This window comes from Streptomyces sp. NPDC002680, from assembly GCF_042889145.1.
In the GTDB taxonomy this organism is placed as follows: Bacteria; Actinomycetota; Actinomycetes; order Streptomycetales; family Streptomycetaceae; genus Streptomyces; species Streptomyces adonidis.
Window position 1 is genome coordinate 576,980 of sequence record NZ_JBIAQP010000001.1, and the last position, 26,489, is coordinate 603,468.

At 69.3% G+C, this 26,489-nt stretch carries 27 protein-coding genes; 7 read left to right on the forward strand and 20 right to left on the reverse strand.

Annotated elements, in window-relative coordinates; all coding sequences use genetic code 11:
- Nucleotides 1–56: 56 nt before the first annotated feature.
- The 10 genes from ACFYXF_RS02525 to ACFYXF_RS02570 are packed head-to-tail and all read right to left on the reverse strand — an operon-like array spanning nucleotide 57 to nucleotide 10,508.
- A complete protein-coding gene (locus ACFYXF_RS02525) occupies nucleotides 57–938 on the reverse strand; it encodes an NAD(P)-dependent oxidoreductase (RefSeq protein ID WP_389347312.1) in 882 nt (293 codons plus the stop codon).
- On the reverse strand, nucleotides 938–1,486 hold the full coding sequence (locus ACFYXF_RS02530) for a DoxX family protein (protein ID WP_389347314.1): 549 nt from the start codon (nucleotides 1,484–1,486) through the stop codon (nucleotides 938–940). The genes ACFYXF_RS02525 and ACFYXF_RS02530 overlap by 1 nt, the downstream gene beginning before the upstream one ends.
- Nucleotides 1,483–2,391 (reverse strand): alpha/beta hydrolase, encoded by a 909-nt coding sequence (locus tag ACFYXF_RS02535; RefSeq protein ID WP_389347317.1) that lies wholly within the window; start codon nucleotides 2,389–2,391, stop codon nucleotides 1,483–1,485. The genes ACFYXF_RS02530 and ACFYXF_RS02535 overlap by 4 nt, the downstream gene beginning before the upstream one ends.
- Complete coding sequence (locus ACFYXF_RS02540) at nucleotides 2,388–4,064, reverse strand: OB-fold domain-containing protein (protein ID WP_389347320.1); 1,677 nt, start codon at nucleotides 4,062–4,064, stop codon at nucleotides 2,388–2,390. Before ACFYXF_RS02540 ends, ACFYXF_RS02535 begins: the two co-directional genes overlap by 4 nt.
- On the reverse strand, nucleotides 4,061–5,425 hold the full coding sequence (locus ACFYXF_RS02545; RefSeq protein ID WP_389347323.1) for a cytochrome P450: 1,365 nt from the start codon (nucleotides 5,423–5,425) through the stop codon (nucleotides 4,061–4,063). Before ACFYXF_RS02545 ends, ACFYXF_RS02540 begins: the two co-directional genes overlap by 4 nt.
- Nucleotides 5,426–5,443: 18 nt before the next feature.
- Nucleotides 5,444–5,635 carry a ferredoxin gene (locus ACFYXF_RS02550; RefSeq protein WP_389347325.1) on the reverse strand — a complete coding sequence of 64 codons (192 nt, stop codon included), beginning with the start codon at nucleotides 5,633–5,635 and terminating at the stop codon, nucleotides 5,444–5,446.
- 40 nt (nucleotides 5,636–5,675) lie between these two features.
- Nucleotides 5,676–7,046 (reverse strand): ABC transporter substrate-binding protein, encoded by a 1,371-nt coding sequence (locus ACFYXF_RS02555; RefSeq protein WP_389347328.1) that lies wholly within the window; start codon nucleotides 7,044–7,046, stop codon nucleotides 5,676–5,678.
- 54 nt (nucleotides 7,047–7,100) lie between these two features.
- Nucleotides 7,101–8,309 (reverse strand): CaiB/BaiF CoA transferase family protein, encoded by a 1,209-nt coding sequence (locus ACFYXF_RS02560; protein WP_389347331.1) that lies wholly within the window; start codon nucleotides 8,307–8,309, stop codon nucleotides 7,101–7,103.
- The gene (locus ACFYXF_RS02565) at nucleotides 8,306–9,742 is read right to left on the reverse strand and encodes an aldehyde dehydrogenase family protein (protein WP_389347334.1); all 1,437 of its coding nucleotides are present in this window, start codon (nucleotides 9,740–9,742) and stop codon (nucleotides 8,306–8,308) included. The genes ACFYXF_RS02560 and ACFYXF_RS02565 overlap by 4 nt, the downstream gene beginning before the upstream one ends.
- Nucleotides 9,743–9,776: 34 nt before the next feature.
- Nucleotides 9,777–10,508: an SDR family oxidoreductase gene (locus ACFYXF_RS02570; RefSeq protein ID WP_389347336.1), complete on the reverse strand. Its 732-nt coding sequence runs from the start codon at nucleotides 10,506–10,508 to the stop codon at nucleotides 9,777–9,779.
- Nucleotides 10,509–10,754: 246 nt separating this feature from the next.
- Between ACFYXF_RS02570 and ACFYXF_RS02575 the strand changes: the two genes are divergently transcribed.
- From ACFYXF_RS02575 to ACFYXF_RS02595, 5 genes are read left to right on the forward strand one after another with little or no spacing between them, the layout of a single operon-like run.
- A complete protein-coding gene (locus tag ACFYXF_RS02575) occupies nucleotides 10,755–11,477 on the forward strand; it encodes an SDR family NAD(P)-dependent oxidoreductase (protein ID WP_389347339.1) in 723 nt (240 codons plus the stop codon).
- Nucleotides 11,474–12,007 (forward strand): carboxymuconolactone decarboxylase family protein, encoded by a 534-nt coding sequence (locus ACFYXF_RS02580; RefSeq protein WP_389347342.1) that lies wholly within the window; start codon nucleotides 11,474–11,476, stop codon nucleotides 12,005–12,007. The genes ACFYXF_RS02575 and ACFYXF_RS02580 overlap by 4 nt, the downstream gene beginning before the upstream one ends.
- Before the next feature lie 34 nt (nucleotides 12,008–12,041).
- Nucleotides 12,042–13,307 (forward strand): aromatic ring-hydroxylating dioxygenase subunit alpha, encoded by a 1,266-nt coding sequence (locus ACFYXF_RS02585; protein ID WP_389347344.1) that lies wholly within the window; start codon nucleotides 12,042–12,044, stop codon nucleotides 13,305–13,307.
- Nucleotides 13,294–13,614 (forward strand): hypothetical protein, encoded by a 321-nt coding sequence (locus ACFYXF_RS02590; protein WP_369031691.1) that lies wholly within the window; start codon nucleotides 13,294–13,296, stop codon nucleotides 13,612–13,614. Before ACFYXF_RS02585 ends, ACFYXF_RS02590 begins: the two co-directional genes overlap by 14 nt.
- 6 nt (nucleotides 13,615–13,620) lie before the next feature.
- Nucleotides 13,621–14,835, forward strand: coding sequence for an amidohydrolase family protein (locus ACFYXF_RS02595; RefSeq protein ID WP_389347346.1), 1,215 nt, complete (start codon nucleotides 13,621–13,623; stop codon nucleotides 14,833–14,835).
- A 90-nt stretch (nucleotides 14,836–14,925) separates the two neighbouring features.
- Here the strand turns inward: ACFYXF_RS02595 and ACFYXF_RS02600 are convergent, their stop codons facing one another.
- From ACFYXF_RS02600 to ACFYXF_RS02625, 6 genes are read right to left on the reverse strand one after another with little or no spacing between them, the layout of a single operon-like run.
- Nucleotides 14,926–15,717: an enoyl-CoA hydratase gene (locus ACFYXF_RS02600; protein WP_389347349.1), complete on the reverse strand. Its 792-nt coding sequence runs from the start codon at nucleotides 15,715–15,717 to the stop codon at nucleotides 14,926–14,928.
- A 45-nt stretch (nucleotides 15,718–15,762) separates the two neighbouring features.
- The gene (locus tag ACFYXF_RS02605) at nucleotides 15,763–16,911 is read right to left on the reverse strand and encodes an acyl-CoA dehydrogenase family protein (protein ID WP_389347351.1); all 1,149 of its coding nucleotides are present in this window, start codon (nucleotides 16,909–16,911) and stop codon (nucleotides 15,763–15,765) included.
- The gene (locus ACFYXF_RS02610; RefSeq protein WP_389347353.1) at nucleotides 16,908–17,759 is read right to left on the reverse strand and encodes an acyl-CoA dehydrogenase family protein; all 852 of its coding nucleotides are present in this window, start codon (nucleotides 17,757–17,759) and stop codon (nucleotides 16,908–16,910) included. Before ACFYXF_RS02610 ends, ACFYXF_RS02605 begins: the two co-directional genes overlap by 4 nt.
- Nucleotides 17,749–18,690 carry an NADPH:quinone oxidoreductase family protein gene (locus tag ACFYXF_RS02615; protein WP_389347355.1) on the reverse strand — a complete coding sequence of 314 codons (942 nt, stop codon included), beginning with the start codon at nucleotides 18,688–18,690 and terminating at the stop codon, nucleotides 17,749–17,751. Before ACFYXF_RS02615 ends, ACFYXF_RS02610 begins: the two co-directional genes overlap by 11 nt.
- Nucleotides 18,687–19,703, reverse strand: a complete 1,017-nt coding sequence (locus ACFYXF_RS02620; protein WP_389347357.1) for a phosphotransferase family protein — start codon at nucleotides 19,701–19,703, stop codon at nucleotides 18,687–18,689. The genes ACFYXF_RS02615 and ACFYXF_RS02620 overlap by 4 nt, the downstream gene beginning before the upstream one ends.
- Nucleotides 19,700–20,977, reverse strand: a complete 1,278-nt coding sequence (locus ACFYXF_RS02625; protein ID WP_389347359.1) for an acyl-CoA dehydrogenase family protein — start codon at nucleotides 20,975–20,977, stop codon at nucleotides 19,700–19,702. Before ACFYXF_RS02625 ends, ACFYXF_RS02620 begins: the two co-directional genes overlap by 4 nt.
- A 143-nt stretch (nucleotides 20,978–21,120) precedes the next feature.
- On the opposite strand from ACFYXF_RS02625, the gene ACFYXF_RS02630 reads away from it, so the two are divergent.
- Nucleotides 21,121–21,771: a TetR/AcrR family transcriptional regulator gene (locus tag ACFYXF_RS02630; protein ID WP_389347361.1), complete on the forward strand. Its 651-nt coding sequence runs from the start codon at nucleotides 21,121–21,123 to the stop codon at nucleotides 21,769–21,771.
- Between the two features lie 58 nt (nucleotides 21,772–21,829).
- Here the strand turns inward: ACFYXF_RS02630 and ACFYXF_RS02635 are convergent, their stop codons facing one another.
- The 4 genes from ACFYXF_RS02635 to ACFYXF_RS02650 form a co-directional block, all read right to left on the reverse strand.
- Nucleotides 21,830–22,714 carry a glycoside hydrolase family 19 protein gene (locus tag ACFYXF_RS02635; protein WP_389347363.1) on the reverse strand — a complete coding sequence of 295 codons (885 nt, stop codon included), beginning with the start codon at nucleotides 22,712–22,714 and terminating at the stop codon, nucleotides 21,830–21,832.
- A 214-nt stretch (nucleotides 22,715–22,928) separates the two neighbouring features.
- The gene (locus ACFYXF_RS02640) at nucleotides 22,929–24,266 is read right to left on the reverse strand and encodes an aldehyde dehydrogenase family protein (RefSeq protein ID WP_389347366.1); all 1,338 of its coding nucleotides are present in this window, start codon (nucleotides 24,264–24,266) and stop codon (nucleotides 22,929–22,931) included.
- Between the two features lie 158 nt (nucleotides 24,267–24,424).
- Complete coding sequence (locus tag ACFYXF_RS02645; RefSeq protein ID WP_389347368.1) at nucleotides 24,425–24,865, reverse strand: MarR family winged helix-turn-helix transcriptional regulator; 441 nt, start codon at nucleotides 24,863–24,865, stop codon at nucleotides 24,425–24,427.
- Between the two features lie 100 nt (nucleotides 24,866–24,965).
- Entirely contained in the window at nucleotides 24,966–25,319 is a 354-nt protein-coding gene (locus ACFYXF_RS02650; protein WP_389347370.1) for a YciI family protein, read from the reverse strand.
- Between the two features lie 98 nt (nucleotides 25,320–25,417).
- On the opposite strand from ACFYXF_RS02650, the gene ACFYXF_RS02655 reads away from it, so the two are divergent.
- Nucleotides 25,418–26,464: an acyl-CoA dehydrogenase family protein gene (locus tag ACFYXF_RS02655; protein WP_389347373.1), complete on the forward strand. Its 1,047-nt coding sequence runs from the start codon at nucleotides 25,418–25,420 to the stop codon at nucleotides 26,462–26,464.
- Nucleotides 26,465–26,489: the final 25 nt, after the last annotated feature.

Sequence of the window (26,489 nt, forward strand, 5' to 3'; positions counted from 1 at the left end):
GATTCGCCTGCGGCGAGCGGTAGTTGACGTGTTGTACCGACTCGGCTCGTACCGACTCAGCCGGCCCGGCGCCCACGCACCCTTCCCCGGACCGGGCGAACCCCCGGCGCCGGGATCACGGCGCTCTGCGCCATGAGGGCGAGGGCGTCGTCGGCGGTCCGCATCACGGTCGTGCCCGCCGGGGTGCCCGCCTCCTCGGCAAGGTCGGCCAACAGCCGCGCATCCTTGCGCAGCAGCGGACCGGCGTGCGCGGCGAGCCGTTCCAGGGTGCCGCCGTCCGCGGCGACCCGGCGGAGCGCGAAGCTCGCCCCGCTGCCGTGCGCGAGGACGTCGGCGAGGCCGGACGGATCCACGCCGAGGCCGCGCCCGAGGGCGAGTACGTCGGCGGAGGTCGCCAGATTCGCCGTGAACAGGGCATTGTTGAGCAGCTTGGCGACCTGCCCCGAGCCCAGTGGGCCCATGTGGACGACCGGATCGCCGTACGTCTCGAACACCCGTCGACAGAAGGCGACGGTCCCGGACTCGCCCCCGACCATGACCAGCAGCCGCCCCTCGGCAGCCGCGCCGCCGCCTCCGCTGACCGGCGCGTCGACCAGGGCGACCCCGCGCAGCCGGGCCCGGTCGGCGAGCCGCCGGCAGGTGTCGGGGTGGACGGTGCTGTGGACGGCGATCACCCCGCCCTGCCGGAGCCCGGCGAGGACGCCCTCGTCGCCGGCGATCACCTCCTCGACGTCCGCGTCGTCGCCGACACAGACGCACACGAGGTCGCTGGCGGCGGCCAACTCGGCGGCGGAGACGGCACGTTGGGCGGGTGTACCGGCGAACGGGGTGAGCGAGGCGGGTCTCCTCGCCCACAGGGTCGTCGTGAAACCGGCGTCGACGATCCGCCGTGCCATGGGCCCGCCCTGGTTGCCGAGCCCGATGAATCCGACGCGCATCAGCCGGCCTCCTGTGCGGCCGGTTCGGCCGCCGGCGTTTCCGCTGCCTTCGCGGGCCGTTCGGGACGCCAGAACGTCGCGAGCAGTCCCGCCGTAGCCGCGACGGCCACGCCGAGCGCGATGCCGCCGCCGGCCCAGCCGGTGATCTCGATGTCAGCCGCGTGGTCCAGGGACACCTTGCCCGGCCCGAACACCCCTAGCGCCAGGGAGATCACGGCCAGCATCAGGACGTACTCGTAGCCGTCCTTGAACACGAAGAACCCGTTGGTCCGGTGGGCGAGGAGCCCCGCGACCAGCATCACCGAGACGACCGCCGCGCAGGCCAGCGGGGTGAACAGACCGAGGACCAGCAGCGCGCCCGCGCCGATCTCGGTGACCACGCTCATCCATGCCTGCAACGTGCCCTGCCGCAGTCCGAGTCCGCCGAACCAGCGGGCCGTGCCCTCGATCTTTCCGCCGCCCCGCCAGTGGTTGAGCCCGTGCGCGATCATGATGACGCCCAGAACCACCCGTACGACCAGCAACGCGACCACTTCCGCGTTCGTCAACTTGCTCTCCCCTGCTGCCGTTCGGCGACCTCCGCCGCCGAAGTCTGTTCCTCGCGTGCGAGCACGCATTCCTCCACGAACGACAGCACCTTGAGGTGATAGGCCATAGAGGTCAACCCAATGCTCAAGTTGTGTCCGCCGCCGGTCTGTTCGTCGACGGCGACCCGGGGCGACGTGGTGAACAGGGAGGCGATGTCGGCGAGCGCCGAAGGTCCGGAACTCCACACCCGTTCGTGTTCGCCGAGGGTGTAGTGGACGGGGACCCGTATCCGCGGGGCGAGCTGGGGAAACGTGTCGATCCAGGTGCGGGCCACCATCCCCTCGTACGCGGGTGAGCGCGACGAGATGCGGGCGCCGCCGACCACGTCGTCCGCGTACAACCGGGACGGCTGCCACAGCAGGTCGCGCACCCCGGCGTTGGGCGGCCGGTGCCGCCAGTCGCCGAGAATGCCGGCCGCGTCGTCGTGGTGGCGGCGTCCGGTACCCGCGAGTTCCAGGCCGAGCAGCTCCCCGCCGCGCCGCTCGTCGGCCGCCATCCGCACTCCGAGTTCGCAGCCGATGGAGTGGGCCAGCACGAAGACACCGGCTCCGCGCGGGCGGGCGGCGAGGAGTCGCTCGACGGCTCCGTAGGCGACGTCGACGCGCCGTTCGGCGGAGGTGAACTCGTCGGCGTACGGGGCCGAACTCCCGTATCCGGGACGGTCGATGGCCATGACGGTGAAGCCGAGGGCCTCGCCGGTGCGCAGCAGTGACATGCGGGGCCGGTCCGGGTAGTCGAAGTACCCGGAGAACGCGGCCCCGCCGTGCAGGGCGAGGACGACGGCGCGCGGCTGCCGTGCCTCGCGCAGGAGTGCGGACACGGCGATGCCGTCCACGTCGACGACGACGCGTGAGGCACCGGTCATGTATCGGTCCGGAAGAGGATCGCACCGCTCGGGGCGAGTCCCCCGGTGCTGACCACGGCGACCCTGGGATCCGCCACCTGACGTGGTCCGGCCTCGCCGCGCAATTGGGTGATCGCCTCGTGGATCAGCCCCAGGCCGTGGGTGCGGCCGTGCGAGAGCTGTCCGCCGTGGGTGTTCAGGGGCAGCAGCCCGTCGCGGGCGATGTTCTTGCCGCCATCGAGGAAGTCCTTGGCCTCGCCGATCCCGCAGAAGCCCAACGCCTCTATCCAGGAAAGGCAGTTGAAGGTGAAGCCGTCGTACAGCTGGGCGATGTCGACGTCCGCCGGCCGCAGTGAGGTGCGGGTCCAGAGGTGGGCGGACTGGCCGAAGACCTGGGGTTCGTGGGTGAGGGTGCTCTGGTCCCACTCGATGCGTTCCAGGATCTGGGTGCCGACCGCCTCGACGAGGACGGGCGGTTTTGCGAGATCCCGGGCCGCGTCCACGGCGGACACGATCACGGCGACCGAACCGTCGCAGGGCACGTCACAGTCGTACAGGCCGAAGGGAGTGGTGACCATTCTGGCCTGGAGGTAGTCGTCCATGGTCATCGGGTCGCGGTAGATCGCGGTGGGGTTGAGCGCGGCGTTCGCCCGCTGGTTGAGGGCGATCCAGCCGAGGGTCTCGCGGGTGGTGCCGTAGCGGTCGAAGTGGCGCTGCGCGTTCATGGCGAGGGTGTGCGCGGCCGAGTACGCCCCGAAGGGCTTCATCCAGCCCGCCGCAGGTGCCCCCGCGCCGGGCGCGGCGATCCGGCCGCGTTTGACCAGTTCGCCGTACGACGACTCCCAGACCGTACGGAAGCACAGCACATGCCGGGCCAGGCCGCCCGCGACGGCGAGCATCGCCGCGACCAGGGAGCCGCCGGGGCCGAACGTCTCGCTGCCGCCGTTGTACCAGGTCGGCTGGACGCCCAGCGCCGCCTCCAGCGCGGTGACCCCGCCCTCGGCGAAGCCTCCGTAGGCCCCGGCGCCCGGATAGGCCGCGAGGCCGTCGATGTCGGCGATGGTCAACCCGGCGTCGGCGATGGCCCGTTGGCAGGCCTTCACCGTCAGCGACAGGGGCGGGACGAGCTGGCGGCGCCCGATCTCCGAGGCTCCGACGCCGGTGATCGCGACCTTGTCCTCGAACTTCTCCGAGGTCACCATCGGTCGTACGTGGGACCGGAATTGGCCCGGTTCGATGGCGTCAGTGGGGAAGGGCGCCGGCTCTCCCTGGTCGGCCGCCGGGCGGAACAGGGGCAGCCACGCTTCCCCGGCCCGCTCGAAGACGACCTCCATGCGCATGCCCAACGTCAGTTCGTCCGGGGCGCATTGGACGACGTTGGTGGTGAGGCGGACCCGGGGGTCCTCCTCGATGGCGACCTGGGCGACGACGAACGGGGTCGGCAACCCGGGCGCGGGGAAACGGTGGTTGACGGTGAAGCCGATCAGGGTCGCGAAGCCGGAGACGGCCCGCACGCCGGTCTCGTGCCCGTGGCAGTAGCGGCACACCGGCTGCGGCGGATGGATGAGGGCCGCGCAGGACCCGCATTCCGTCAGGCGCAGCCGGCCGTCCGCGCCGGAGGCCCAGAAGAAGGCGTTCTCCTCGGTGATCTCCGGCGCGGCGCGGCCCGACGTGTCGGGTGTCTCGTCGGTCATGGGGTGATCTTCGCCTTCGCCTTGCGGACGGTCACCGGCTCGGCGATCCGCTGCTCGTCACAGACCTGTTGCAGCTTCTCCAGCGTCTCGTCGAGCCCCGCGCCGAGCCGGGGACCCGGGGTGAAGGTCGCCGGGAGGTGGCGCATGCCCTGGATGACGCCGATGGTCTCGTAGTGAACGGTGCCCTCCGGGTCGCACTGGTAGTCGGGCATCCGGTCGAGCACCTGGGTGACCATGCGCTTGAAGACCGTACGCGCGACATTGGAGCCGATACAGCGGTGGATGCCGAGGCCGAAGCTGCTGTGGCGGTTGGCCGGGCGTTCCAGGTGGACGGTGTCGGGGTCGGGGAAGACGGAGGGGTCGCGGTTGGCCATCGCCCAGGACAGCCAGAGCCGTTCTCCCTCCTTGAAGCGTGTTCCGGCGATCTCGCAGTCGGCGGAGAACGTGCGTCCGTCGCCCGGCGCGGGCGCGTAGAAGCGCAGGAACTCCTCCGTGGCAGAGTCCAGCAGGGTGTCGCGCTCACGGCTGAGCCTGTCCCGCTCAGTGGGATTCTCGCCCAGCCACTCCAGTGCGTGTGCGGTGAGCGCGGTCGTGGTGTCGAAGCCGCCGCCGATCAACAGGGCCAGTACGCCCAGGAGTTCGCTGTCCGGCGGGGTCTTTCCGTTGATGTCGGCGTGGATGAGGGCGTCCACGAGTCCCGGCCTGGGGTTGGCGCGGATCTCGGCGATGGCCGTGGCCAGGCCGATGCCCATGTTCCGGGCCATCTCGGCGACGCGTTTCATGTCGGGCGAGTTGGGCGGGGTGTAGACGGAGGCGTGGGCCGGCTCGTTGTAGACGGTCCAGTCCTTGAGCGGGATGCCCATCATCGCCAGGGTGAGGACGGCCGGGACGACGTTGGCGAGGTCGTCGACGAAGTCGATCCGGCCCTCCTCGATCCTCTCGTCGATGGCGGCCCGCACCACCTCGTCGACGACCGGGATCCAGCGGCTGATGGCCGCCGGGGAGAGATAGGGGTTGAGGGCCTGACGGTAGTGGCGCTGTTCCGGCGGGTCCATCTCCAGGAACCCGCCCTGGACCTGGCCCCGTTCCTTGGACGGCGGCGGGATGGTGATGCCCTGGTATCCGCGCCGCTCGCCCCTGACGTCGTGGTCGTTGGAGATGAACTCGGCGGCCCGCGCCAGTTCGAAGACCTCGCGGTTGCCGCTGGCGACCCAGTGGCCGCCGTGGGTCTCGGTCCAGGCGATCGGGCACTTGGACTGCAACTCGTGGGTGGTGTCGGTGAACCGGTGCCGGTACTCGGGGGTGTGCCGGTCGAAGTGGACCGTGTGCTTCTTTCGGTCAGCGTCGTCGTCCGTGGTCATCGTGTGGTTGTTCTCCCCTCAGGAAACGAAGATCGCGCGTTCCGGACAGGACCTGACCGCCTCGACGACCTGGTCCTGCTGGTCGTCCGGAACCTCCTCGTGGATCACCGACGAGTGACCGTCGATCTCGCTCAGCTCGAACACCTTCGGCGCCCGCATGGCACAGAGCGTGTGGCCCTGGCAGCGCTCCGGGTCGACGCGTACCTTCACGACCTGCATCCTTCCTGCCGCAACTCGGTACTCACTGCTGCTACTTGAGGTCCGCCATGGACTTGCCGACGTCGGCGAGCGTCATCGGCTTGCCGTAGGACTTCTTGTACTTGTACGCCGGGATGTCGCAGCGGTAGGAGCCCTGATCCGGCTTGAAGTCGGCGACGGTCCAGCCCTTGTCGGTCGCCTTGACGACGTTGAAGCACTTGGGCGGGTTGGTGACCTTCGTCAGGTCCATCGGGGCCTGGAGTCCGCCCGCCGTCCACTCCGTCTGCTTGACCGCGTTCTCGTACACGCACTTGCGGGTCAGCTCGTCGCACTGACCGGCCGCGGTGGCGAACAGCAGCCAGGCGTCGAAGGAGCGCAGCGCGGGCAGGGTGACCTCCGCGTCGGGCGCGTACTTGGCGAAGAGATCCTCGACCTGCTTGGTCGCCGGGTTGCTGGACGCCTGCTCCAGCGGGGCGACTCCGCTGAGGTCGGCGTAGTTGTTCTGCTTCGCCAGCGAGGTGCCGGCCAGCTGGAGGAAGGCGGGTCCGTAGGCGTTGTTGTTGGTGTCGATCCAGTCGAGCTGGTAGCCGGTGTTGGTGAGCGCCTGTTCCAGCTTGGCGAGCTGGCTGAACTGGCCGTTGAAGATGAGGCCCTTGATCTTCTTGCTCTTGATGGTCTGCGCGTACGGCGTCCAGTCGGAGACCCCGGCCGCCGGGTAGACGTCGGTGTAGGCGACCTTGCCTCCGATGGCCGGAATCAGTTCCTTGGCCTGCTCGGCGAGGACCTTGGTGAGCGGCACGTCGCCGGAGATGATGCCGACGCTGTCGGCGGAGTCCGGGTGGGCCTCCTTGATCAGCCAGGTGTAGAAGCCGGTGTAGGGGGCGTAGCCGACTCCGGCGCCCTGGGCGAGCACCTGGAGGTCCGCGCCGAGGGCGTTGATGGTGCTGGACTGCGCGGGGAAGTCGGGCAGCAGACAGCTCAGCCGTTCCTTGACGCCGGTGCCGTCGAAGGCGGCGCCGCCGCCGACCAGGGCGAAGTCGTCCCGGCAGGCCTCGATCATCCGCTGCTGGACCTCCATGAGCTTGGAGTCGCGGGTGACGGGGACGATCTTGCGTCCGTTGATGCCGCCTGCGGCGTTGCACCAGGAGGTGAACACCTTGGCCGCGTTGACGAATTCGGGGTTCTTGGTGAAGCCGATGTCGCTGAACACACCGACCTTGATCTCGCTGTCGGTGATGCCCTGTTCGGTCACGGACTTGGGGCTGCCGGAGTGGCAGACGTTCTTGAGTGTGCCGAAGTCCGCGTTGTCGGCGGCCCCTGACGCGGATGTGGACGGCTCGCCGGCACTGGAGGTGGTGGTGGAGCGATCGGAACACCCGGCCAGGGCCAGGACGAGCGCGGTCGCGATGAGCAGTCGTCTCATCGGTCCTCCCGGTGAAGTGATTCTGGAACTGCGGTGATCACCAGGCTTCGGTGATCAGGTGACCGCGCCCGCCTCTTTCAGTTCGAGGATGCGGGTCCAGTCCAGGCCCAGTTCGAGAAGGATCTCCTCGGTCTGGGCGGCGAACTCGGGCGCGGGCCCGAGCGGTACGGGGGCGGTGACGTCGAACTGCACGGGACTGGCGGCGAGTTGGAGTTCGCCCGCCTTCACGAGGTACTCGTTGGCCCGCACTTGTGCGTCCTCGCCGACCTGGAGGGTGTCCTGGACGGGGGCCCAGGGTCCGGCGAGGGTGGCGAACCGCCTCGTCCAGTCGGCGAGGGTGCGCTTCCCGAGCACCTCGCGCAGGATCTTGACGGCCGACTCGGTGTTGGCGGCGATGAGTTCGGCGGTGGCGAAGCGGGGGTCGTCGGCAAGGTCAGGGCGGTCGATGTGATGGCACACGTCCGCCCAGAACTTGCCGGGCTGCATCATCACGAAGGCCAGATAGCGGCCGTCGGACGTGGAGTACAGCCCGGACAGGGGGTTGGCCGGTGAGCCGTGGGCGCCCGCCGGGGGCGCGATCCAGGGCCGGCCGAGGTGGAGGGAGAGCGCGGTGGCGTGTCCCATGGCCCAGACGCCGCTGCCGAGCAGGGAGACGTCGACGACCGAGGCCTCGCCGGTGCGTTCGCGTCGCAGCAGGGCCGCCGCGATCCCGCCGGCGAGGTTGGTCCCGGAGATGGTGTCCCCGTAGGCGGGTGCGGGCGGGTTGATCATGCCTTCGGTGCCGGCCGGGGTGATGCTGGCGGCGGTGCCGGCCCGGCACCAGAAGGCGGTCATGTCGTAGCCGCCCTTGACCGCCTCGGGGCCGCGCGGCCCCAGGGCACTCCCCCGGGCGTAGACGATGTCCGGGTTGACGGCGCGTATGTCGTCCACGTCGATGCCGAACCTCTCGCGGTGCCCGGGCAGGAAGCTCGTGAGGAACACGTCGGCGCGCCTGACCAGGTCGTACAGCACCTCGCGGCCCTCGGGCCCGGAGATGTCGAGGCCCAGACTGCGCTTGCCCCGGTTGGCATGCTCGACATTCGGATTCGGATCGCCCTCGACGACGAACGTGCCGGTCTGCCTGAGGCCGCGCTGCGGATCTCCGTTGACGGCGTGCTCGACCTTGATGACGTCCGCGCCCCAGTCGGCGAGCACGGCGCCCGCCGAGGGGACGAAGCCGTACATGGCGACTTCGAGGACGCGGATCCCCTCCAGGGGCCTCACCGGACGACCGCCGCGAAGGACTTGTACTCCAGGAACTCCTCAAGCCCCGGAACACCGCTCTCGCGGCCGATGCCGGACTGCTTGTAGCCGCCGAACGGCACGTCGGCAGCGAAGTAGTTGCCGCCGTTGATGCTGAAGGTGCCGGTGCGGATGCGGCGCGCGAGGGAGATCGCCCGCTCGTCGTCGCCGCTCTGGATACCGCCGGACAGTCCGTACACCGAGTTGTTGGCGATACGGACGGCGTCGTCATCGTCGTCGTACGGGATGACCACGAGCACCGGTCCGAAGACCTCGTCCTGGGCGATCTCGCCGTCCGGGTCGACGTCGGTGAGCAGGGTGGGCGTGAAGTAGAAGCCGGGGTCGACCTTCGTACCGCCACTGACGAGCTTCGCGCCAGCGGCTACGGCCCGCTGGACCATGCCGTCGACCTTGTCGCGCTGTTTGGCGCTGATGAGCGGCCCGGCGAAGGTCTTGGGGTCGGCAGGGTCGCCCATGCGCATCCGGGCGAGTCCGGCGGCAACCTTCTCGACGATCTCGTCGTGGTGGGCCCGCGGTACGAGGAGCCGGGTGGTGAGCGCGCAACCCTGTCCCGAGTGGGAACAGATGGTGCCGGCCGCGAACATGGCGGCGGTGGTGAAGTCGGCGTCGTCGAGGATGATCATGGCGGACTTGCCGCCGAGTTCCAGGAACACCTTCTTCACGGTGCGGCTCGCGACCTCCATGATCCGTCGGCCGGTGGCGGTGGACCCGGTGAAGGAGACCATGTCGACGTCGGCGTGGGTGGTGAGCACCTCGGCGGCCTCGATGGAGGTGGAGGTCAGCACGTTGACCACGCCGGGCGGGATGTCGGTGTGCTCGGCGATCAGTTCACCGAGGAACAGGGTGGTCAGGGGGGTGTCCGGGGCGCCCTTGAGGACGACCGTGCAGCCCGCGGCGAGCGAGGGCGCGAGCTTGGCCAGGGCCAGCTGGTTCGGGTAGTTGTACGCGGTGATCGCGGCGACGACCCCGACGGCCTCCTTCTCCACCCAGCGTCGGTGGCGCTGGCCCCGGATCTCGACCTCGCCGAGGTCCTCGGTCAGGGGGTACTTGCGCAGCAGGTCGGCGTAGAAGCGGACCAGCTTGACCGGGTCGTCGAGCTGCGGGCCGTAGGTGAGCATGCGGGGTGCGCCGACCTCGGCGATCGTCAGCTCGCGCAGCTCTTCCAGATGGTCGGTCAGCGCCTGGTGGAGCTGGTCGAGACAGCGGATGCGGAACTGGACGTCGGTCGCCCAGTTCGTGGTGTCGAACGCCCGGCGGGCGGCGGCCACCGCGGCCTCGGTCTGGGCGACCGTGGCGTCGGGGGCCTGGTCGAGTACTTCGCTGGTGGCGGGGTTGAGCGAGGGGAAGGTGTTCTCGGTCCCGACGAGCGTTCCGTCGATGAGCAGCCGCTTCACCGCAGGACCCCCCGTACGTCGCCGAGTTGCCGCCTCACAGCCGGACCCCCTGGCCGCCGTCGACGGCCACGACCTGTCCGGTGAGCCAGCCCGCCGCGTCGGAGAGCAGGAACAGCACGGTCGGGGTCAGATCGCTCGGCTGCCCCATCCGCCCGAGCGCCAGCCGCTGCGCCATCGCGTCCTGGTGCTCCTTCGGTACGACGGTGCCGGTGGCCTCGGTGTCCGTCGGCCCCGGCGCGATGCCGTTGACGCGGATCCTCCGGCCGCCGAGTTCGGCGGCGAGCGAGGCGGTGAGGTGGTTGATGCCGGCCTTGGCGAGCCCGTAGTAGCCGGAGGCCATGTAGGAGGCGGTGGACGACTGGTTGACGATCGCGCCGCCCTCCGTCATGTGCGGGACGACCGCCCGGGTGCAGTACAGCGCGCCCATCAGGTTCACCTGGATGAAGTGGTTGAGGTAGCCCAGGTCGACGGTGGTGAGGCCCTCGCGCTTCATGCTGTGGTAGATCGCGGCGTTGTTGACCAGGTAGTCGATCCGGCCGAACTCGGCGACCGTGGCGGCGGCCATCGCCTCGGCCGACTCGGGATCCCCCACGTCGACCCGGACGAAGAGCGCCCCGTCGATGTCCTTGGCGACCCGCTGCCCCTGCTCCTCGTTGATCTCGGCCACGACGACGCGGGCCCCCTCGGCGGCCAGCGCCCGGGCGTAGTCCTCGCCGATTCCCTGTCCCGCACCGGTGACGATCGCCACCTTGTCCTGGAACCGCATCCTGTCTCCTTGCTCGGGATGGGCGGCTTGCTCCAATGTGGCGGAAACTACATTCTCACTTTCAGCAAATCAACCATCCGAACACGAGAATGTCCGGCGTCACAGGAAGTGGGAGGTGGGCGGAGGGCTCCCAAGACACATCACCCCACATCCCGACCTCCCACAGCATCGAGCCGAGATCCGCACGCCACTACCCGGCGGACCAGCAGCGAGAATAGGCTTCTCAATCACGGAAGGGAGATTTCCATGATCGACACGATGAAGACCGCGGTCGTCACCGGAGGTGGCTCCGGAATCGGGCTGGCGATCGCCGAGCGACTGAAGACCGACGGCTACCAGGTCGCGACCCTCGACCTGAACCCCTCCGACTCGGCCCCGGCGTTCGCACAGACCGCCGACGTCACCGACCGGGCCCAGGTGGACGCGGCACTGGCCGCCGTCCGGGAGCGGCTCGGGCCGGTCACCGTCCTGGTCAACGCGGCCGGGGTGGCCGGCTACAAGCGCTTCCAGGATCTGACGTTCGAAGCCTGGCAGCGGATCATCGACGTCAACCTCAACGGCGTCTTCCACTGCGTCCAGGCCGCGCTGCCCGACATGCTGGAGGCCGGCTGGGGCCGGATCGTCAACATCTCCTCCTCCAGCGCGCAGTCCGGGCAGCAGTTCATGACTCACTACGTCGCGGCCAAGTCGGCGGTCAACGGCCTGACCAAGTCACTCGCGCTCGAACTGGGCCCGGCCGGCATCACCGTCAACGCGGTACCGCCCGGCTTCATCGACACGCCCATGCTGCGCAGGGCCGAGTCGCGCGAGCTGCTCGGCGGGACGGTCGAGGAACACATCGAGCGCACTCCCGTACGACGGGTCGGGCGCCCCGAGGACATCGCCGCGGCCTGCGCGTTCCTGGTCTCGGAGGAGGCCGGATACATCACCGGGCAGATCCTGGGCGTGAACGGCGGGCGCAACACGTGAACCGCACGCGCCGCGTCACCCCCCTCCCGTACGCCGAGTACATGGAGGCGCTGGGCGCCTCGGCACCCGACGCCCGCAAGCCGCCCTCGAACGCGCTCGGACTGCTCGCCCGCCACCCCGAACTCGCCAAGGCGTTCCTCGCGTTCAACAAGTACCTGCTGGTCGACTCGACGCTGCCGAAGCACACCCGGGAGCTGGCCGTTTTGCGGGTGGCCTGGCGGCGGCGGTGCCGGTACGAGTGGGCGCAGCACGTCCTGATCGCCCGGAAGGCCGGAGTCACCGACGAGGAGATCGACCTCGTCCGGACCGGCGCCCCCACGCCCCTCAACCGGGCGGTGGACGAGCTGGAGGCGGACTCGCGGCTGTCCGACGCGACCTACGAGGCGCTCGCCGCGGACCTGGACGACCGGCAGCTCATGGATCTGGTGTTCACGGTCGGCACGTACGGCCTGCTGGCCACGGCCCTCAACACCTTCGAGGTGGAGCTGGATCCAGGAATCCCTGACGAGAACTTCAATAGCCCCGGATGAGAATGCTATTCTCATTTTGGAGAAGGGAGTGATCATGCCACACTTCGCCAAGCCGGCGGCCGGAAGCTGGACCGAGCAGTACCCCGAGTTGGGCACGAGTCCGGTGAACTACGAGGACTCGATCGACCCCGCGTACTACGAGGCCGAGCGGGAGGCCGTCTTCAAGCGGACCTGGCTGAACGTCGGGCGCGTGGAGCAGGTGCCGAAGACCGGCAGTTACTTCACGAAGGAGCTGGCGGTCGCGGACACCTCGCTGATCATCGTGCGGGGCAGGGACAAGGAGATCCGCGCCTTCCACAACCTCTGCCGGCACCGCGGCAACAAGCTGGTGTGGAACGACTTCCCGGGCGAGGAGGTCAAGGGCACCTGCCGTCAGTTCACCTGCAAGTACCACGCCTGGCGCTACAGCCTCGACGGCGATCTGACCTTCGTCCAGCAGGAGCAGGAGTTCTTCGACCTGGACAAGGCGGACTACGGCCTGAAGTCGGTCCGCTGCGAGGTCTGGGAGGGGTTCGTCTTCGTCAACCTGGACCCGAACGCCCAGCCGCTCAAGGAGTACCTCGGCGAGTTCGCCAAGGGCCTGGAGGGCTATCCCTTCCACGAGATGACCGAGGTCTTCACCTACAAGGCCGAGGTCGGCAGCAACTGGAAGCTGTTCATCGACGCGTTCGCGGAGTTCTACCACGCTCCCGTCCTGCACATGAAGCAGGCCGTCAAGGACGAGGCCGACAAGCTCTTCAACGTCGGGTACGAGGCGCTGCACTACGAGATCCACAGCCCGCACTCGATGATCTCGTCCTGGGGAGGCATGTCCCCGCCCAAGGACCTGACCATCGTCAAGCCGATCGAACGCGTCCTGCGCAGCGGCCTGTTCGGCCCCTGGGAGGCCCCCGACATCCAGGGGCTCGACCCCCTGCCCCCGGGGCTCAACCCGGGCGGGCACCGGGCGTGGGGGAACGATTCCTTCGAGTTCTTCCCGAACATGACGCTGCTGATCTGGAAGCCCGGCTGGTATCTGACGTACCACTACTGGCCGACGGCGGTGGACAAGCACATCTTCGAGGCGAACCTGTATTTCGTGCCCGCCAAGACGGCACGCGAGCGGCTGAAGCAGGAGCTCGCGGCGGTCACGTTCAAGGAGTACGCCCTCCAGGACGGCAACACCCTGGAGGCCACGCAGACCATGCTCAAGAGCCGGGTCGTGACCGACTTCCCGCTCTGCGACCAGGAGTTGCTGCTCCGCCATCTGCACAAGACGGTCGCCGACTACGTCAAGGAGCACACCGATGCTGCCCAGTGAGTTCGCGGTGCTCGAACCGTTCGGTGCCTGGGTCCTGGAGACCGAACGGGAGCGCTACAGCAAGCGGCTGGCCAGTTCCATGGAGGAGATGCAGGCCTTCTACGACGTGGCGTTCCCGCTCCTGGAGCAGGCCTCAGACCATCTCGACAAGTTCCCGCTCGACGAACTGCCGGAGCCCGAGCGGAACTTGCTCCTGCTGATGTTCTCCCTGGTGAACGTGTCGTTCCCGGTCGAGGTGTGGAAGCAGGCCCGGGTGCCGGACAGCGGGGCCGCCTATATGGACCTCGTCGTCGAACCCAAGGTCTGACCGGTCGTGGTCACGCTCAAAGCGGCGCGTGTACTGCATGTCGAGACCGGGGAGTTCGAGGAACCGGGCCTCGTCCAGGTCGACGGGGACCGCATCTCGCGGACCGGCGACGTCGACGGTGACGTACTGGATCTGGGGGACGTCACCCTGCTGCCCGGTCTGATGGACATGGAGGTCAACCTCCTGATGGGCGGCCGGGGCGAGACCCCGGTGCTGTCCATGGTCCAGGACGATCCGCCGCTGCGCATGCTGCGGGCCGTGGGCAACGCCCGGCGCACACTCCGGTCGGGCTTCACCACGGTCAGGAACCTCGGGCTGTTCGTGAAGACCGGCGGCTATCTGCTGGACGTCGCCCTCGCCAAGGCCGTCGACGCCGGCTGGATCGAGGGGCCCAGGATCATTCCAGCGGGGCACGCCATCACCCCGACCGGCGGTCATCTGGACCCGAGCGTGTTCGGCGCGCTGGCCCCCGGCATCATGCCGCTCTCCCTGGAGGAGGGCGTCGCCAACGGGGTCGACGAGGTGCGCAAGGCCGTGCGGTACCAGATCAAGCACGGGGCGCGGCTCATCAAGGTCTGTGCGTCCGGGGGTGTCATGTCCCATACGGGCACGCCCGGCGCGCAGCACTACTCCGACGCGGAGCTGCGGGCCATCGTCGACGAGGCGCATCGGCGCGGGCTCAAGGTGGCCGCGCACACGCACGGGGCCGACGCGGTGCGGTCGGCGGTGGAGGCGGGCATCGACTGCATCGAGCACGGCTTCCTGCTGGACGACGAGACCATCGCGCTGATGGCGGAGCGCGGCACCTTCCTCGTGCCGACGACCGCGCTGATCGACGGCATGGACGTGTCCCGGGCGGCGCCCGAACTGCGCGCCAAGGCCGCCGAGGTCTTCCCGCACGCCCGGTCGGTCGTCGCCCGGGCCGCGAAGGCGGGCGTCCGGATGGCGGTGGGCACGGACGCGCCGGCGATCCCGCACGGGAAGGGCGCCCAGGAGATGGTCGCCCTCGTCGAACGGGGCATGGAGCCGCTGGAGGTGCTGCGGGCGGCGACGGTCAACGCGGCCGAGCTGATCGACGCGGACGACCGGGGGCGCATCGCGGAGGGCCTGCTCGCGGACCTGATCGCCGTACCGGGCAACCCACTTGAGGACATGTCGGTACTGGCCGACGTGCGGTTCGTGATGAAGGGGGGCAAGGTCTTCCGCGACGAGCGGACATGACGCGAGCCGCATGAACAGGGCCGCTCGGCGGGGTACCGCACACCCCCGCCGAGCGGCCCGTTCGCGTCCGCCGCCGCAACTCCCGCCCGGTCACTGGCTCTTGATGTGCTCCTTCATGCCCTCCAGCCGGGTCAGCACCGGATATCCGCTCACGCTCAGCGCGTTCCCGTGCCCCGTCTCGTGGATGTCGAACACCGACTGGACGGCCGCGTAGAAGCCCTGGACGTCCAGGGTCTGGTTGACGGCCCGCTTGGCCTGGCGGAGCCCGAAGGGCGGCATCTGGGCAATGCGGTCGGCCAGGTCCATGGTGGCGGCGTCGAGTTCGTCGAGCGGGACGACCTGGTTGACCATGCCGACCTTCTCCGCCTCGGCCGCCGTCACGGCCCGCCCGGTGAAGAGGATCTCCTTGGCCTTGCGAGCGCCCAACTCCCAGGTGTGGCCGTGGTATTCGACGCCCCCGATGCCCATGTGCACGACGGGATCGGAGAATTCGGCGTTCTCTGCGGCCACGATCAGATCGCAGGGCCAGCAGAGCATGAGCCCGCCCGCGATGCACTTGCCCTGCACGGCGGCGATCGACGGCTTGGGTATGTTCCGCCAGCGCAGGGTGTATTCGAGGTACCTGCGGGTCTCCGCGTTGTAGATCCACTCCAGGGTGATCTCCTTCGGACCCGGCCAGCGGTCCTTCAGATCGTGCCCGGCGGAGAAGTGCCGCCCGTTGCCGCGCAGCACGATCACGCGTACGTCCTCGTCGGCCGCCGCCCGGCTCCACGCGTCGTCGAGATCGTCGAGGAGCGACATCGTCTGGGCGTTGGCGACCTCGGGCCGGTTGAGCGTGATGACCGCGACCCGGTCCTTGACCTCGTACAGAATCTGGTCCATCCGCGTGCTCCCTCTATCGGTCCCGGCGGCAATATGGGCAGACAGCTATCTGGGCAGGCCGAGGATGCGCTCGGCGATGATGTTGCGCTGGATCTCGGAGGTACCGCCGGCGATGGTCCCGCCGAAGCTGCGCGCATACCGTTCGAACCAGCTGGACGAGAACACCTCCATGTTCATGTGGAAGTGCGGGGCCGTCGAGGCAGGATGGCGCAGAGCCCCCGTGCCGTGCGCCTCCAGGGCGCACAGAGTGGCGTTCTGCACGGCCTCCGAGCCGAACAGTTTGAGCACGGACACCTCGGCCGGGTTCCGGTCGGCGCCAAGTTGCCGGTAGCCCAGGAGCTTCAGCGCCTGGAAGTCCATGAGCAGCGTGGCGTACCACTCCTCGTCGCAGGCCGCGTCCCGGATCAGATCCTCAAGGCGTTCGGCGTAGCTCAGCCACAGCAGGGTCCGCTCGTGCCCGAGCGAGCCGTTGGCCACCTTCCAGCCTTCGTTCAGCGGGCCGATCAGGTTCTCCCTGGGCACCCGGACGTCGGTGAAGAACACCTCGTTGAAGTCGAAGTCGTCGGGGTCCGCGATGGACCCGAAGGGCCGCCGGACCACGCCCTCGGTGTCGGTGGGGATCAACAGCACACTGATGCCCTTGTGCTTGGGCGCCTCGGGATCGGTGCGTACGAACGTCAGCAGTACGTCGGCGTCATGTGCCCCGGAGGTCCACACCTTCTGTCCGTTGACGACGAAGTGGTCGCCCTCCAGGGCCGCACGGGTACGCAGCCCGGCAAGGTCGGAGCCGGCGCCCGGTTCGCTCATGCCGAGGGCGGCCGTCATCTCGGCGCGCAGGATGGGCGCGGCCCACCGCTGCTTCTGCTCCTCGGTGCCGAAGCTCAGGATCGAGGCCGCGATGATGCCGACGCCCTGCGGATTGAAGCTGTGGTAGATCCGACGCCGGGACATCTCCTCGGCGTGGGCGAGCAGTTGGGGCAGGGTGGCGTCGCGTCCGCCGTACTCGGGCGGGTTGCCGGGCACCAGCCAGCCCGCGTCGAACAGCTTGCGCTGCCATGCCCGCGCCCACGGAGGCACGTCCGCGCTCGACTTGGCACGAGGGACGGCTTCCTCGGCGGTGGGCAGGTTGGCGTCGAGGAAGGCGGCGAACTCGGCCCGGAACTCCTCGATCTCGGGGTCGGCGGCGAGTCTCATACGAGCAGCGCCTTCCTGTGTACGGACGCCGTACCCAGCAGCAGGTCACCGGCCTTGGCCCGTTTGAGGTGGATCTGCAGTTCGTTCTCCCAGGTGTAGCCCATCGCGCCGAAGAGCTGGAACCCGCTCTGGAAGCACAGTCGTTGACACTCCCCCGCCGCCGCCTTGGCCATCGCGGCGGCCCGCGCCCGTTCCGGGTCGTCCTCGGCGATGGTGAGGGCGGAGTAGAGGGCGAGCGCCCGGGCCCGTTCGATCGCGACGTACATGTCGGCGGCCTTGTGCTTGACCGCCTGGAAGGACCCGATGGCCACCCCGAACTGCTGCCGCTGCTTCACATGCGCGACGACCAGATCGAGGATGCGCCGACAGCTGCCGACGGTGGAGACGGCGAGTCCCATCAAGGCCAACTCGGGCACACCGGCGACGAGTTCACTCTGCTCGACCCGGGCCACATGGATGGTCGGATCGAAGACGGCGACTCGCTCGGCACGCACCTCAGGCCCGCTCCGGACGACCACACCGTCCGTCGTGAGGAGAGCGATCTCGTCCGCCCGATCCGCGTCGAGGACGAACTCCCCGACGCCGTCGAAGACCGCCGTCCCCGAGCCGTTCGGCAGCCGTCCGGCCAGCGGCGCGAACCAGGTGGCCGTGGCCAGGAAGGGCGTCGGGTCGGCGGCGTACCCCAACTCCTCCAGGATGATCGCCAGTTCCACCGGAGGGGCCTCCAGCCAGCCCAACTCCAGGTAGATTGACCAGAGTTGGTCCTCGGGCAAGGCCCGTGACTTGGCCACCGTCTCGCGGACCACGCGTTGCAGCATCCGCTGGTCCTCGTCGAATTCAAACTCCACGGGCGACCTCCAGAAGAACCTTGCCGATGGCACCCCGGCCGAGCCGCAGCGCGGCTCCCACCTCGTCGAGCGGGTGGACGGCATGGATACGGGGGTGAATGGCCCCCTCGGCGAACAGTCGGTGCAGTTCGGTGCGGGCGGCGACCAGCTTCTCCCGGTCGTGCCGGGCCCAGCCGCCGAAGTCGAAGCCGTGGATCGTGACGCCCTTGAGCATCGCCAGGTTCAGCGGGATGCTCGGGATCTCCCCACTCGCGAACCCGACATTCACGAACCGGCCGCCCCAGCGCATCCCGCGCAGCGCCTGCTCGGAGTGCGGCCCGCCGACCGGGTCGACGACGACATCGACGCCGCCCGCCTCCTGCAGAGCCCGCTTCAGGTTCTCGTACGGCAGGACGGTCTGAGCGCCGAGCTTGGCGCAGGCTGCACGCTTCTCCTCGCTCGACGCCACGGCGATCACCTCCGCGCCCAGCAGCAGGGCGAGTTCGACGGCGGCCAGGCCAACCCCGCCGGCGGCGCCGAGCACGGCGACCCGCTCGCCCTCCTGTACGTCGGCGACCAGGCGCAGGGCGTTGAAGGCGGTGGCGTGGGAGACCCCGAAGGCCGCCGCGCGTTCCATGGGCACGGCGTCGGGAACGCGGTGGAGGCTGGTGGCGGGAACGGCGACACGTTCGGCGAAGGCCCCGATGAAGGCGGAGCCGAAGACCCGGTCGCCGGCGCGGAAGCCGTGCCCGTCCCTGGCGACCACGCCCGCGAACTCGCTGCCCGGGGTGAAGGGCACCTCGGCCTTCACCTGGTAGGCGCCCTCGATCACCAGCACGTCGGCGAAGTTGACCGCCGCGTACTCCACGGCGACCAGCACCTCACCCACCGGCTCCGGGATCTCCTCGACGGTCACCGGGCCGCCGAGGGTGTGGCAGCGGGCGGCTCTCATAGCCGGGTCGTCGCGGCCAGTTCGGCGGCCTGGGCGGCCATCGTCAGGACCGTGTCGCCGTAGAAGGCCATCTTCGGGTTGCCGCCCTCGCCCTTGACGTGCCGGGCGTAGCCGCCTTCGAGGACGATGGCCATCTTGAAGCGGGCCAGCACCACGTAGTAGTCGATCTCGCTCACGTCCCGGCCGCTGACCTTGGCGTAGTGCTCCAGGAGGTCGGCGCGGTCGGGCATGCCCTCGTAGCTGACGTACCCCTTCTGCGTGCGGTCCTCGTCGGCGTTCGGCCAGCCCATGATCACCCAGGCGAGATCGAGCAGCGGGTCGCCGACGGTGGCCATCTCGAAGTCGACGAGGGCGGCGAGGCGGGCGGGGGCGCCGTGCTGGAACATCACGTTGGCGAACTGGTAGTCGCCGTGGATGATGCCCGGGGTCCAGTGGCTGGGCCGGTGCGCGCGCAGCCAGGCGGCAGCCGTGTCGAGTCCCGGAATCTCGCGGAACTTGAACTTCGCCAAGTGGGCCTGCCAGCGGTCCACTTGACGGTCGTGGAAGCCGTCGGGACGGCCGAAGCCCTCAAGTCCCTGCGCCCGCCAGTCGACGTTGCCGAGCCGGGCGATGCCCTCCACCAGCTCGTAGGCCAGGCCGGGGCGGAGGGAGAGGTCGCTCTTGAAGGGCTCCGGCCAGCCGCCCTCGACGTTCATCGGCGACCAGCCGTCGACATGGCCCATGAGGTAGAAGCAGGAGCCGATGACGTCGGTGTCCTCGCAGACCGCGACGGCCTCCGGATGCGGAACGTCCGTCCCGTTGAGGGCGTTGAGCACCCGGAACTCACGCAGCATGGTCTCGTTGCGGCCCGGTGGGACCTTCTCGGGCGGCTTGCGCAGCACCAACTGGCGGTCGCCGCGCCGGACTTCGTAGATGTCGTTGGAGGTGCCCCCTGAGATGAGGGAGACCTCGACGGGTTCGCCGGGGGCGATGTCCTGGCCGTCAAGCCAGCGGGCGAGCGACTCGGTGTTCACAGGTTCTCCAGCTGCTTGCGGGCCCACTCCCGGCGTGCGGGCAGATGCTGGGTGGGCCAGAGTCCGGGGGTTGCCTCGTAGCCGCGCAGCAGGTCGCGGGCCACGGTGATCTTGTGGACCTCCGTCGGTCCGTCGACGACGGCCATGACGGCCGCGCCGGTCCACATGTCGGCGAAGGGCATCTCGTTGGAGACGCCCAGGGCGCCGTGCAGATGCATCGAGCGGTAGACGACGTCGTGCAGCACCTTCGGCGTCAGGAACTTGATCGCGGCGATGTCCTTGCGGACCCGTTTGTAGTCGTTGTACTGGTCGATCTGCCAGGCCGTGTAGAGGACCATCAGCCGGAACTGCGTCAACTGCGCGTAGGAGTCGGCGAGATCGGCCTGCACGAGCTGCTTGTCCGCGAGCCGGCTGCCCTGTGTCTCGCGGGACAGCGCGCGTTCGGCCATCATGTCGAGGGCCCGCTGGCACTGCCCGACGACCCGCATCGCGTGGTGGACGCGTCCGCCGCCGAGCCGGGTCTGGGCGATGGCGAACGCCTGACCCTCCCCGCCGAGCAGGGCGTCGCCGGGGACGCGGACGCCGTCGTACGCGATCAGCGCGTGCATACCGTCCTCGGGGCCCTCGCCGAGCAGCCCGACGTTGCGTTCCATGCGGACACCCGGGGTGTCGCTCGGCACCAGGAACATCGACATGCCCTTGTACGGGCTGACGTCCGGGTCGGTCACCGCCATCACGATGACGAACTTCGAGGTGCGGGCGTTGGAGGAGAAGTACTTGCGGCCGGTGATGACCCAGTCGTCGCCGTCGCGTTCGGCCCGCGTGGTGAACATCGTCGGGTCGGCGCCGGCCTGCGGCTCGGTCATCGAGAAGCAGGAGAAGCACTCGCCTTCGAGCAGCGGCTGGAGGTAGCGCTCCTTCTGTTCCTCGGTGCCGTAGCGGGCGATGATCTCGGCGTTGCCGGTGTCGGGGGCGGCCGTGCCGAAGATGACGGGTGCCCAGCTGGACGTACCGAGGATCTCGTTGATCAGGGCCAGTTTCAGCTGTCCGAAGCCGCGTCCGCCCAGTTCGGGGCCGAGATGCGGGGCCCACAGGCCCTGGTCGCGGACCTGTTGTTTGAGGGCGCGGACGACCGGGCCGGTCTCGTCGTCGAGGGGATGGTAGGCGCGGTCGGGGTAGAGGAGGTCCAGTGGGTCCACGCGCTCGGCGCGGAACCTCCTGATCCACTCCAGCTTCTCCTCGAACTCGGGCTCGGTGGAAAAGTCCCATGCCATGTCAACCGACCCTCGTCTCGACGACTCGACGCAGGCGAGAATAACATTCTCATTCCATGCAAGTAAGGGTCTCGGAAGTTGCGGTGCGTGATTCGGTAGGGGGCTTCGACTGATTACCGCTGAAGTGCAGTATCGTTCTACGCGTGACCGCCATCCCCGAAGAGCCAGCGTGGCGCCAACGCGCCGTCGAGCGATCCACCCGCGCCGCCAAACAGCGTGCCGAGCAACGCGTTCAGCGCTTCCTGGACGCGGCACAGGAGCTCATCGCGGAGAAGGGGACGACCGACTTCACCGTCCAGGAGGTCGTCGACCGCTCGAAGCAGTCGCTGCGCAGCTTCTACCAGCACTTCGACGGCAAGCACGAGCTGCTGCTCGCTCTGTTCGAAGACGCCCTCTCCACATCGGCGGTCGAGATCCGCGAGGCCACGTCCGGCACCGGTGAGCCGCTGCCGCGCCTGCGCATCGCGGTGGAGATGCTGTTCGAGCAGTCGCTGCCCAACCCCGGTGTCCAGCGCCCCCTGTTCAGCGACTTCGCACTCCAACTGCTGGTCAAGCACCCGGCCCAGGTGGGGACCGCGCACCTGCCCCTGTTGACCCTGTTCACAGAGCTTCTGGAGCAGGCGGCCGAGGCGGGCAGCATCCACGCGGACAAGCCCCGTCGGCTGGCGGCGCTCGTCATGCAGACCGTGATGTTCGCGGCCCAGGCCAACGGCGTCCCCTCGGACAGCCACGCCCACCCGGTGACGGCCGACGAGGTGTGGCAGTTCTGCCTCGGCGGTATCTCGGGCGCCTGAACCGCCACCGCTGCGGAGAGCAACGTTCTCGCTCTCCGCAGCAAGGAGTCGGCCGCCGTCAGCAGTAGAGGTTGCCGCCGGGGCTGACGCCGAGGATCGAGGCGAAGCGCTGGTAGGCGTCGACGCGGCTCTGGACCTGGGCGGGGTTCTTCCCGTCGCACTCCAGCGAGCCGTTGATGGACCGGATGGTCTGTCCGAAGCCGGCCTGGTTGACCATGGCGTTGTGCGGGGTCATCGTGCCGGGCCCGGACTGGGTGTTCCAGTACCAGAGGCCGGTCTTCCAGGCGACGGACGCGTCGTTCTGCACCAGCCAGGGGTTGCCCAGCAGGTCGAGGCCGAGTGCGTCACCGGCGGCCTTGTAGTTGAAGTTCCAGCTGAGCTGGATCGGACCGCGCCCGTAGTAGGCCGACTGTCCCGCCGGGCAGCCGTAGGGCTGGCTCCAGTCGCAGTAGTGCGGGTAGTTGGCGGTGTTCTGCTCCACGATGTGGACGAGCCCGCCGGTCTCGTGGTTGACGTTGGCGAGGAACGCCGCCGCCTCCTGCTTCTTCACGGTGTCGCTGCCGGTCTTCGCGAACGCCGGATAGGCGCTCAGCGCGGCGGTCAGCCCGCTGTACGTGTAGAAGGAGTTCCGGCTCGGGAACATCTGGTTGAACTGCGCCTCGGAGACCACGAATCCGGAGGGTACCGTCGAGCCGTCGCACGCGTACGGCTCCCAGTACCAGGTGCTGATGGTCGGGTCGTAGCCCGGGTTGTCGTGCTCGGCGATGTACGCCTTGCCGTCCGTGTAGCGGACGATGTTGCCGGTGACGTAGGCCTTGCCGGCCACCCAGCTCGGGTAACTCGAACACGCGGCGGCGGACGCGCTCGGTGCCGGCAGGAGCACCGGCGCGGCCGTTCCGAGGACAAGTGCGGTCAGGAGTGCGGAGATACGGCGCCTCGACACGGGATCAACTCCTTCGCGGAGCACGGCCGCTCCCATCCATGGGCAGCGCGGAGCTGACCCATGGCGCACGTGCCGGCCTCAGCCGGCCACGGCGTGGGGCGGCCGTGGTGGGGGGTGTGGAGGCACACTCAACTCCCTTGGTCTGGACCAGTCAAGGGTATAGACCAGCCAACGCACCAAAGGACAGCAGGAGTTCCGCGAAGAATGGGCCGCGTCAGCTCAGCGGCTTCGCCAGCACCGCCTTGCGGTGGCTGAACGTCTCGATCGAGTAGCGGCCGTGGTAACTGCCCATACCGCTCTCCCCGACCCCGCCGAACGGCAGGTCGGAGACGGTGAGATGAGCCAGCGGCAGACCGTAGCCGACGGCGCCGGAGGAGGTCTCGGCGGCGATGCGCTCGCGGGTCGCGCCGGACTCGGTGAAGACGTACAGCGCGAGCGGCTTGTCGCGGTCGTTGATGAAGCCGATCGCCTCGTCAAGGCCGGGCACGGTGACGATGGGCAGGATCGGGCCGAAGATCTCCTCGCGCATCACGGGCGAGGCGGGGTCGACATCGGCGAGGACGGTCGGCGCGATGTACTTCGTCGTACGGTCCTTGGCACCGCCGACGACGACCCGGCCCGAGTCGAGCAGGCCGTCGAGCCGGTCGAAGTGCCGTTCGTTGACGATGCGGCCGTACTCGGTGGAGGTGGCCGGGTCGGCGCCGAACAGCTTCTCGACGGCCTTGGCGAGCGCGGGCTCCAGCGCGGCGGCGGTCCCGGGGTCGGTCAGGACGTAGTCGGGGGCGACGCAGGTCTGGCCGGCGTTGAGGAACTTGCCCCGGACCAGCCGGTCGGCGACGACGTCCACGTCGATGCCGGTGTCGACGAACGCCGGGGACTTGCCGCCGAGTTCGAGGGCGACCGGGGTGAGGTGCTCGGCGGCGGCGCGCATCACGATCCGGCCGACGGTGCCGTTGCCGGTGTAGAAGATGTGGTCGAAGCGCTCGGCCAACAGGGCCGTGGTCTCCGGGACCCCGCCCTCGACGACGGCGACCGCGTCCGTGTCCAGGTACCGCGGCAGCAGCCGGGCGATGATCTCGGAGGTGGCGGGGGCCAGTTCGCTCGGCTTGACCACCACGGCGTTCCCGGCGGCCAGCGCGCCGACGACGGGGGCCAGCAGCAGTTGCACCGGGTAGTTCCAGGGGGCGATGACCAGGACGACGCCCAGCGGGTCGTACTGCGTCCAGGCCGTGGCGTCGGCGCCGAGGCGCTCCGGGACGGGCGCGGGCTCGGGGCGCAGCCAGCCGTCGAGGTGGTCGAGGGTGTGGTCGATCTCCCGGATCGTGAAGTCGATCTCCGTGCGGTAGGCCTCGGCCGAACTCTTGCCGAGGTCCGCGTACAGGGCGGCGGCCACGTCGTCACCGTGCTCCGTGAGGAGGTCGCGCAGGCGGCCGAGCTGCCCCTTGCGCCACTCGACGGGCTTGGTGCGGCCCGTACGGAAGGTGGTGCGCAGACGCGCCACGATGTCGGCGGGCTGCTCGGTGGGCCGCTCGGTGGACAGGGGGTGGTTCACGGTGCCTCGCTCAGGCTCGATGCGTACTCAACGTTCGCGTACTCAACGTTCTCGATGTTCTCGACGACCAGGCCAACCCCGCACCCGGCAAAATATATTCCCTATACATGAAAGTAACTGAAGGTGACCGATACCTACCACACGTGTCGACGTCGACGTCAGACCTGGGCCGTCGTCTCGTCGAGCGTCTCGGCCAGCCGGTCCAGGAGGGCGCGCAGCAGCTCGTCGTCGCCGTCACTGAGGAGCGGCCAGTCCGCGCGGACCTCGCGGTCGATGCGGCGCCAGTACTCCGTGCCGCGCGGGGTGAGGTGGACGAGGATGCGACGGCGGTCGTGCGGGTCGACCCGGCGGTGGACGAGGTTCTGGTCGACGAGGTGGTCGACCAGCCGGGTCAGCGTGGGCGGTGGCAGAAAGGCGGCCTCGGCGATCGCGGCCATGTGGTGACCGGCGCCGTCGGAGAGCAGGGCGAGCACGCGCCATGCGTCCAGTGAGCAGCCGTGCTCGTCCAGCACGGGCTGGAGACGGCGCGCGGCCAGCCGCTCGGCGCGGGTCAGGAGCCGCACAAGGTCCTGGGGCCGGCGCTGCGACGATGTGGTCATCCTGCTCCTCGGTCCCGGGGGTGTGTACATCGTATGAGACGGAATCGTATGAGCCGGACGGGAGTTCGCCGGGCCGCCCCGGAATCCTGGTGCCGGTCCATCAGTCGTCGACCTCGCCGAGGAAGGGACGGACCTCGACCGGCAGGGTGGTGGCCAGGGCGGCCTTGCGGCCCCACTCCAGGGCGGCGTCGAGGTCGGGGGCCATGACGAGGCAGATCCCGCCGAGGAACTCCTTGTGCTCGGCGTAGGGCCCTTCGATCACCTCGACCTCGTCGCCCAGGGGCCGCATCACGGTCGCGGCGTCCGGGCGGTGGAGCCCGCCCGCGAAGACCCAGGCCCCGGCCTCGCGCAACTCCTCGTGGAAGACGTTCAGTCTGCGATTGATCTCCACCATGGTCTCGGGAGCGGACGGTTCACCGACCGGCTTCATGGCGCTGAGCAGGTAGTACTTCATCGCGTCCTCCTGTGCATCACGACTCTGCCCCCTCTCCTACACGAAGGGAGCACCGCTGTAGAGACACAACGCACCCCGACACCGGGAGAATCTCGTCCATGACCGTCACTCCGCACCCGCTCGTCACCGAAGCCCGCCGACTCGCCGCCGAGGTCCTGGCCCCGCAGGCCGGCCGGGTCGACCAGGAGGGCGTGCCCGCGAGCAGCATCAAGGCCATCAAGCGGTCGGGGCTGCTCGGAGTGAGCGCGCCGAAGGAGTACGGGGGCGCGGGCGCGCCCGCCTCGGTGGCTCGCGAGGTCGCCGAGATCCTGGCCGGGGCGTGCTGCTCGACCTGGTTCGTGCAGACCCAGCACCACACCCCGGTGAAGCTGCTGACGGAGTCTCAGTTCCCGGTGCGGGAACGCATGTTGGGCCCGCTGTCGACGGGCGCACTGCTCTCCGGCATCGCGTACGCCCATCTGCGCTCCTTCCCCCGCGTCCCGGTGCGGGCCGGGTACGAGCGCGGCGGCTGGCGCTTCGACGGGACGGTCCCCTGGTACACGGGCTGGGGCCTGAACGACGTCATGCTGCTCGCGGGACTGACCGACACGGACGAGGTGGTGTTCGCCTTCGCCGACGCGCGCGAACAGTCGGGGCTGCGCGCCTCGCCGATCACGCGCCTGGCGGCACTCACGGCCGCCCGTACGGTCTCCCTGGAGCTGAAGGGCCTCCGGCTCCCGGACGAGGCGGTCGTCCTGCGCACCCCGCGCGAGAAGTTCGCCCTCGACGACCTCCCCCGGGCCACCAACACGAACCCGGCCGTGTTCGGCGTGGCATACGCGGCCCTCGACCTCCTGGCCGCCCACCCCGACGCCACGGCAACGGCCCGCTCCCTCCGCACCCGCCTGGACGCCGTACGCCGCAACGCGTACGCCCTCGCGGACCACCGCCGCCCCCAGGAACACATCGCCCAACGCCTGGCCCTCAAAACGAGCGCCTACGACCTGATGCGCACGGCGACAACAGCGGCGATCGTGGCAGGCGGAGGCCGCTCCCTGGACCTGACCAGCCCAGCCCAACGCCTGGCCCGAGAGGGCATGTTCCTCCTGATCCAGGGCCAGACGAGCGATGTGCGCGGCGCACACCTCAGGTCACTGGCCGACTAGTCACTGGGTGCGCTGTCGCGCCCCT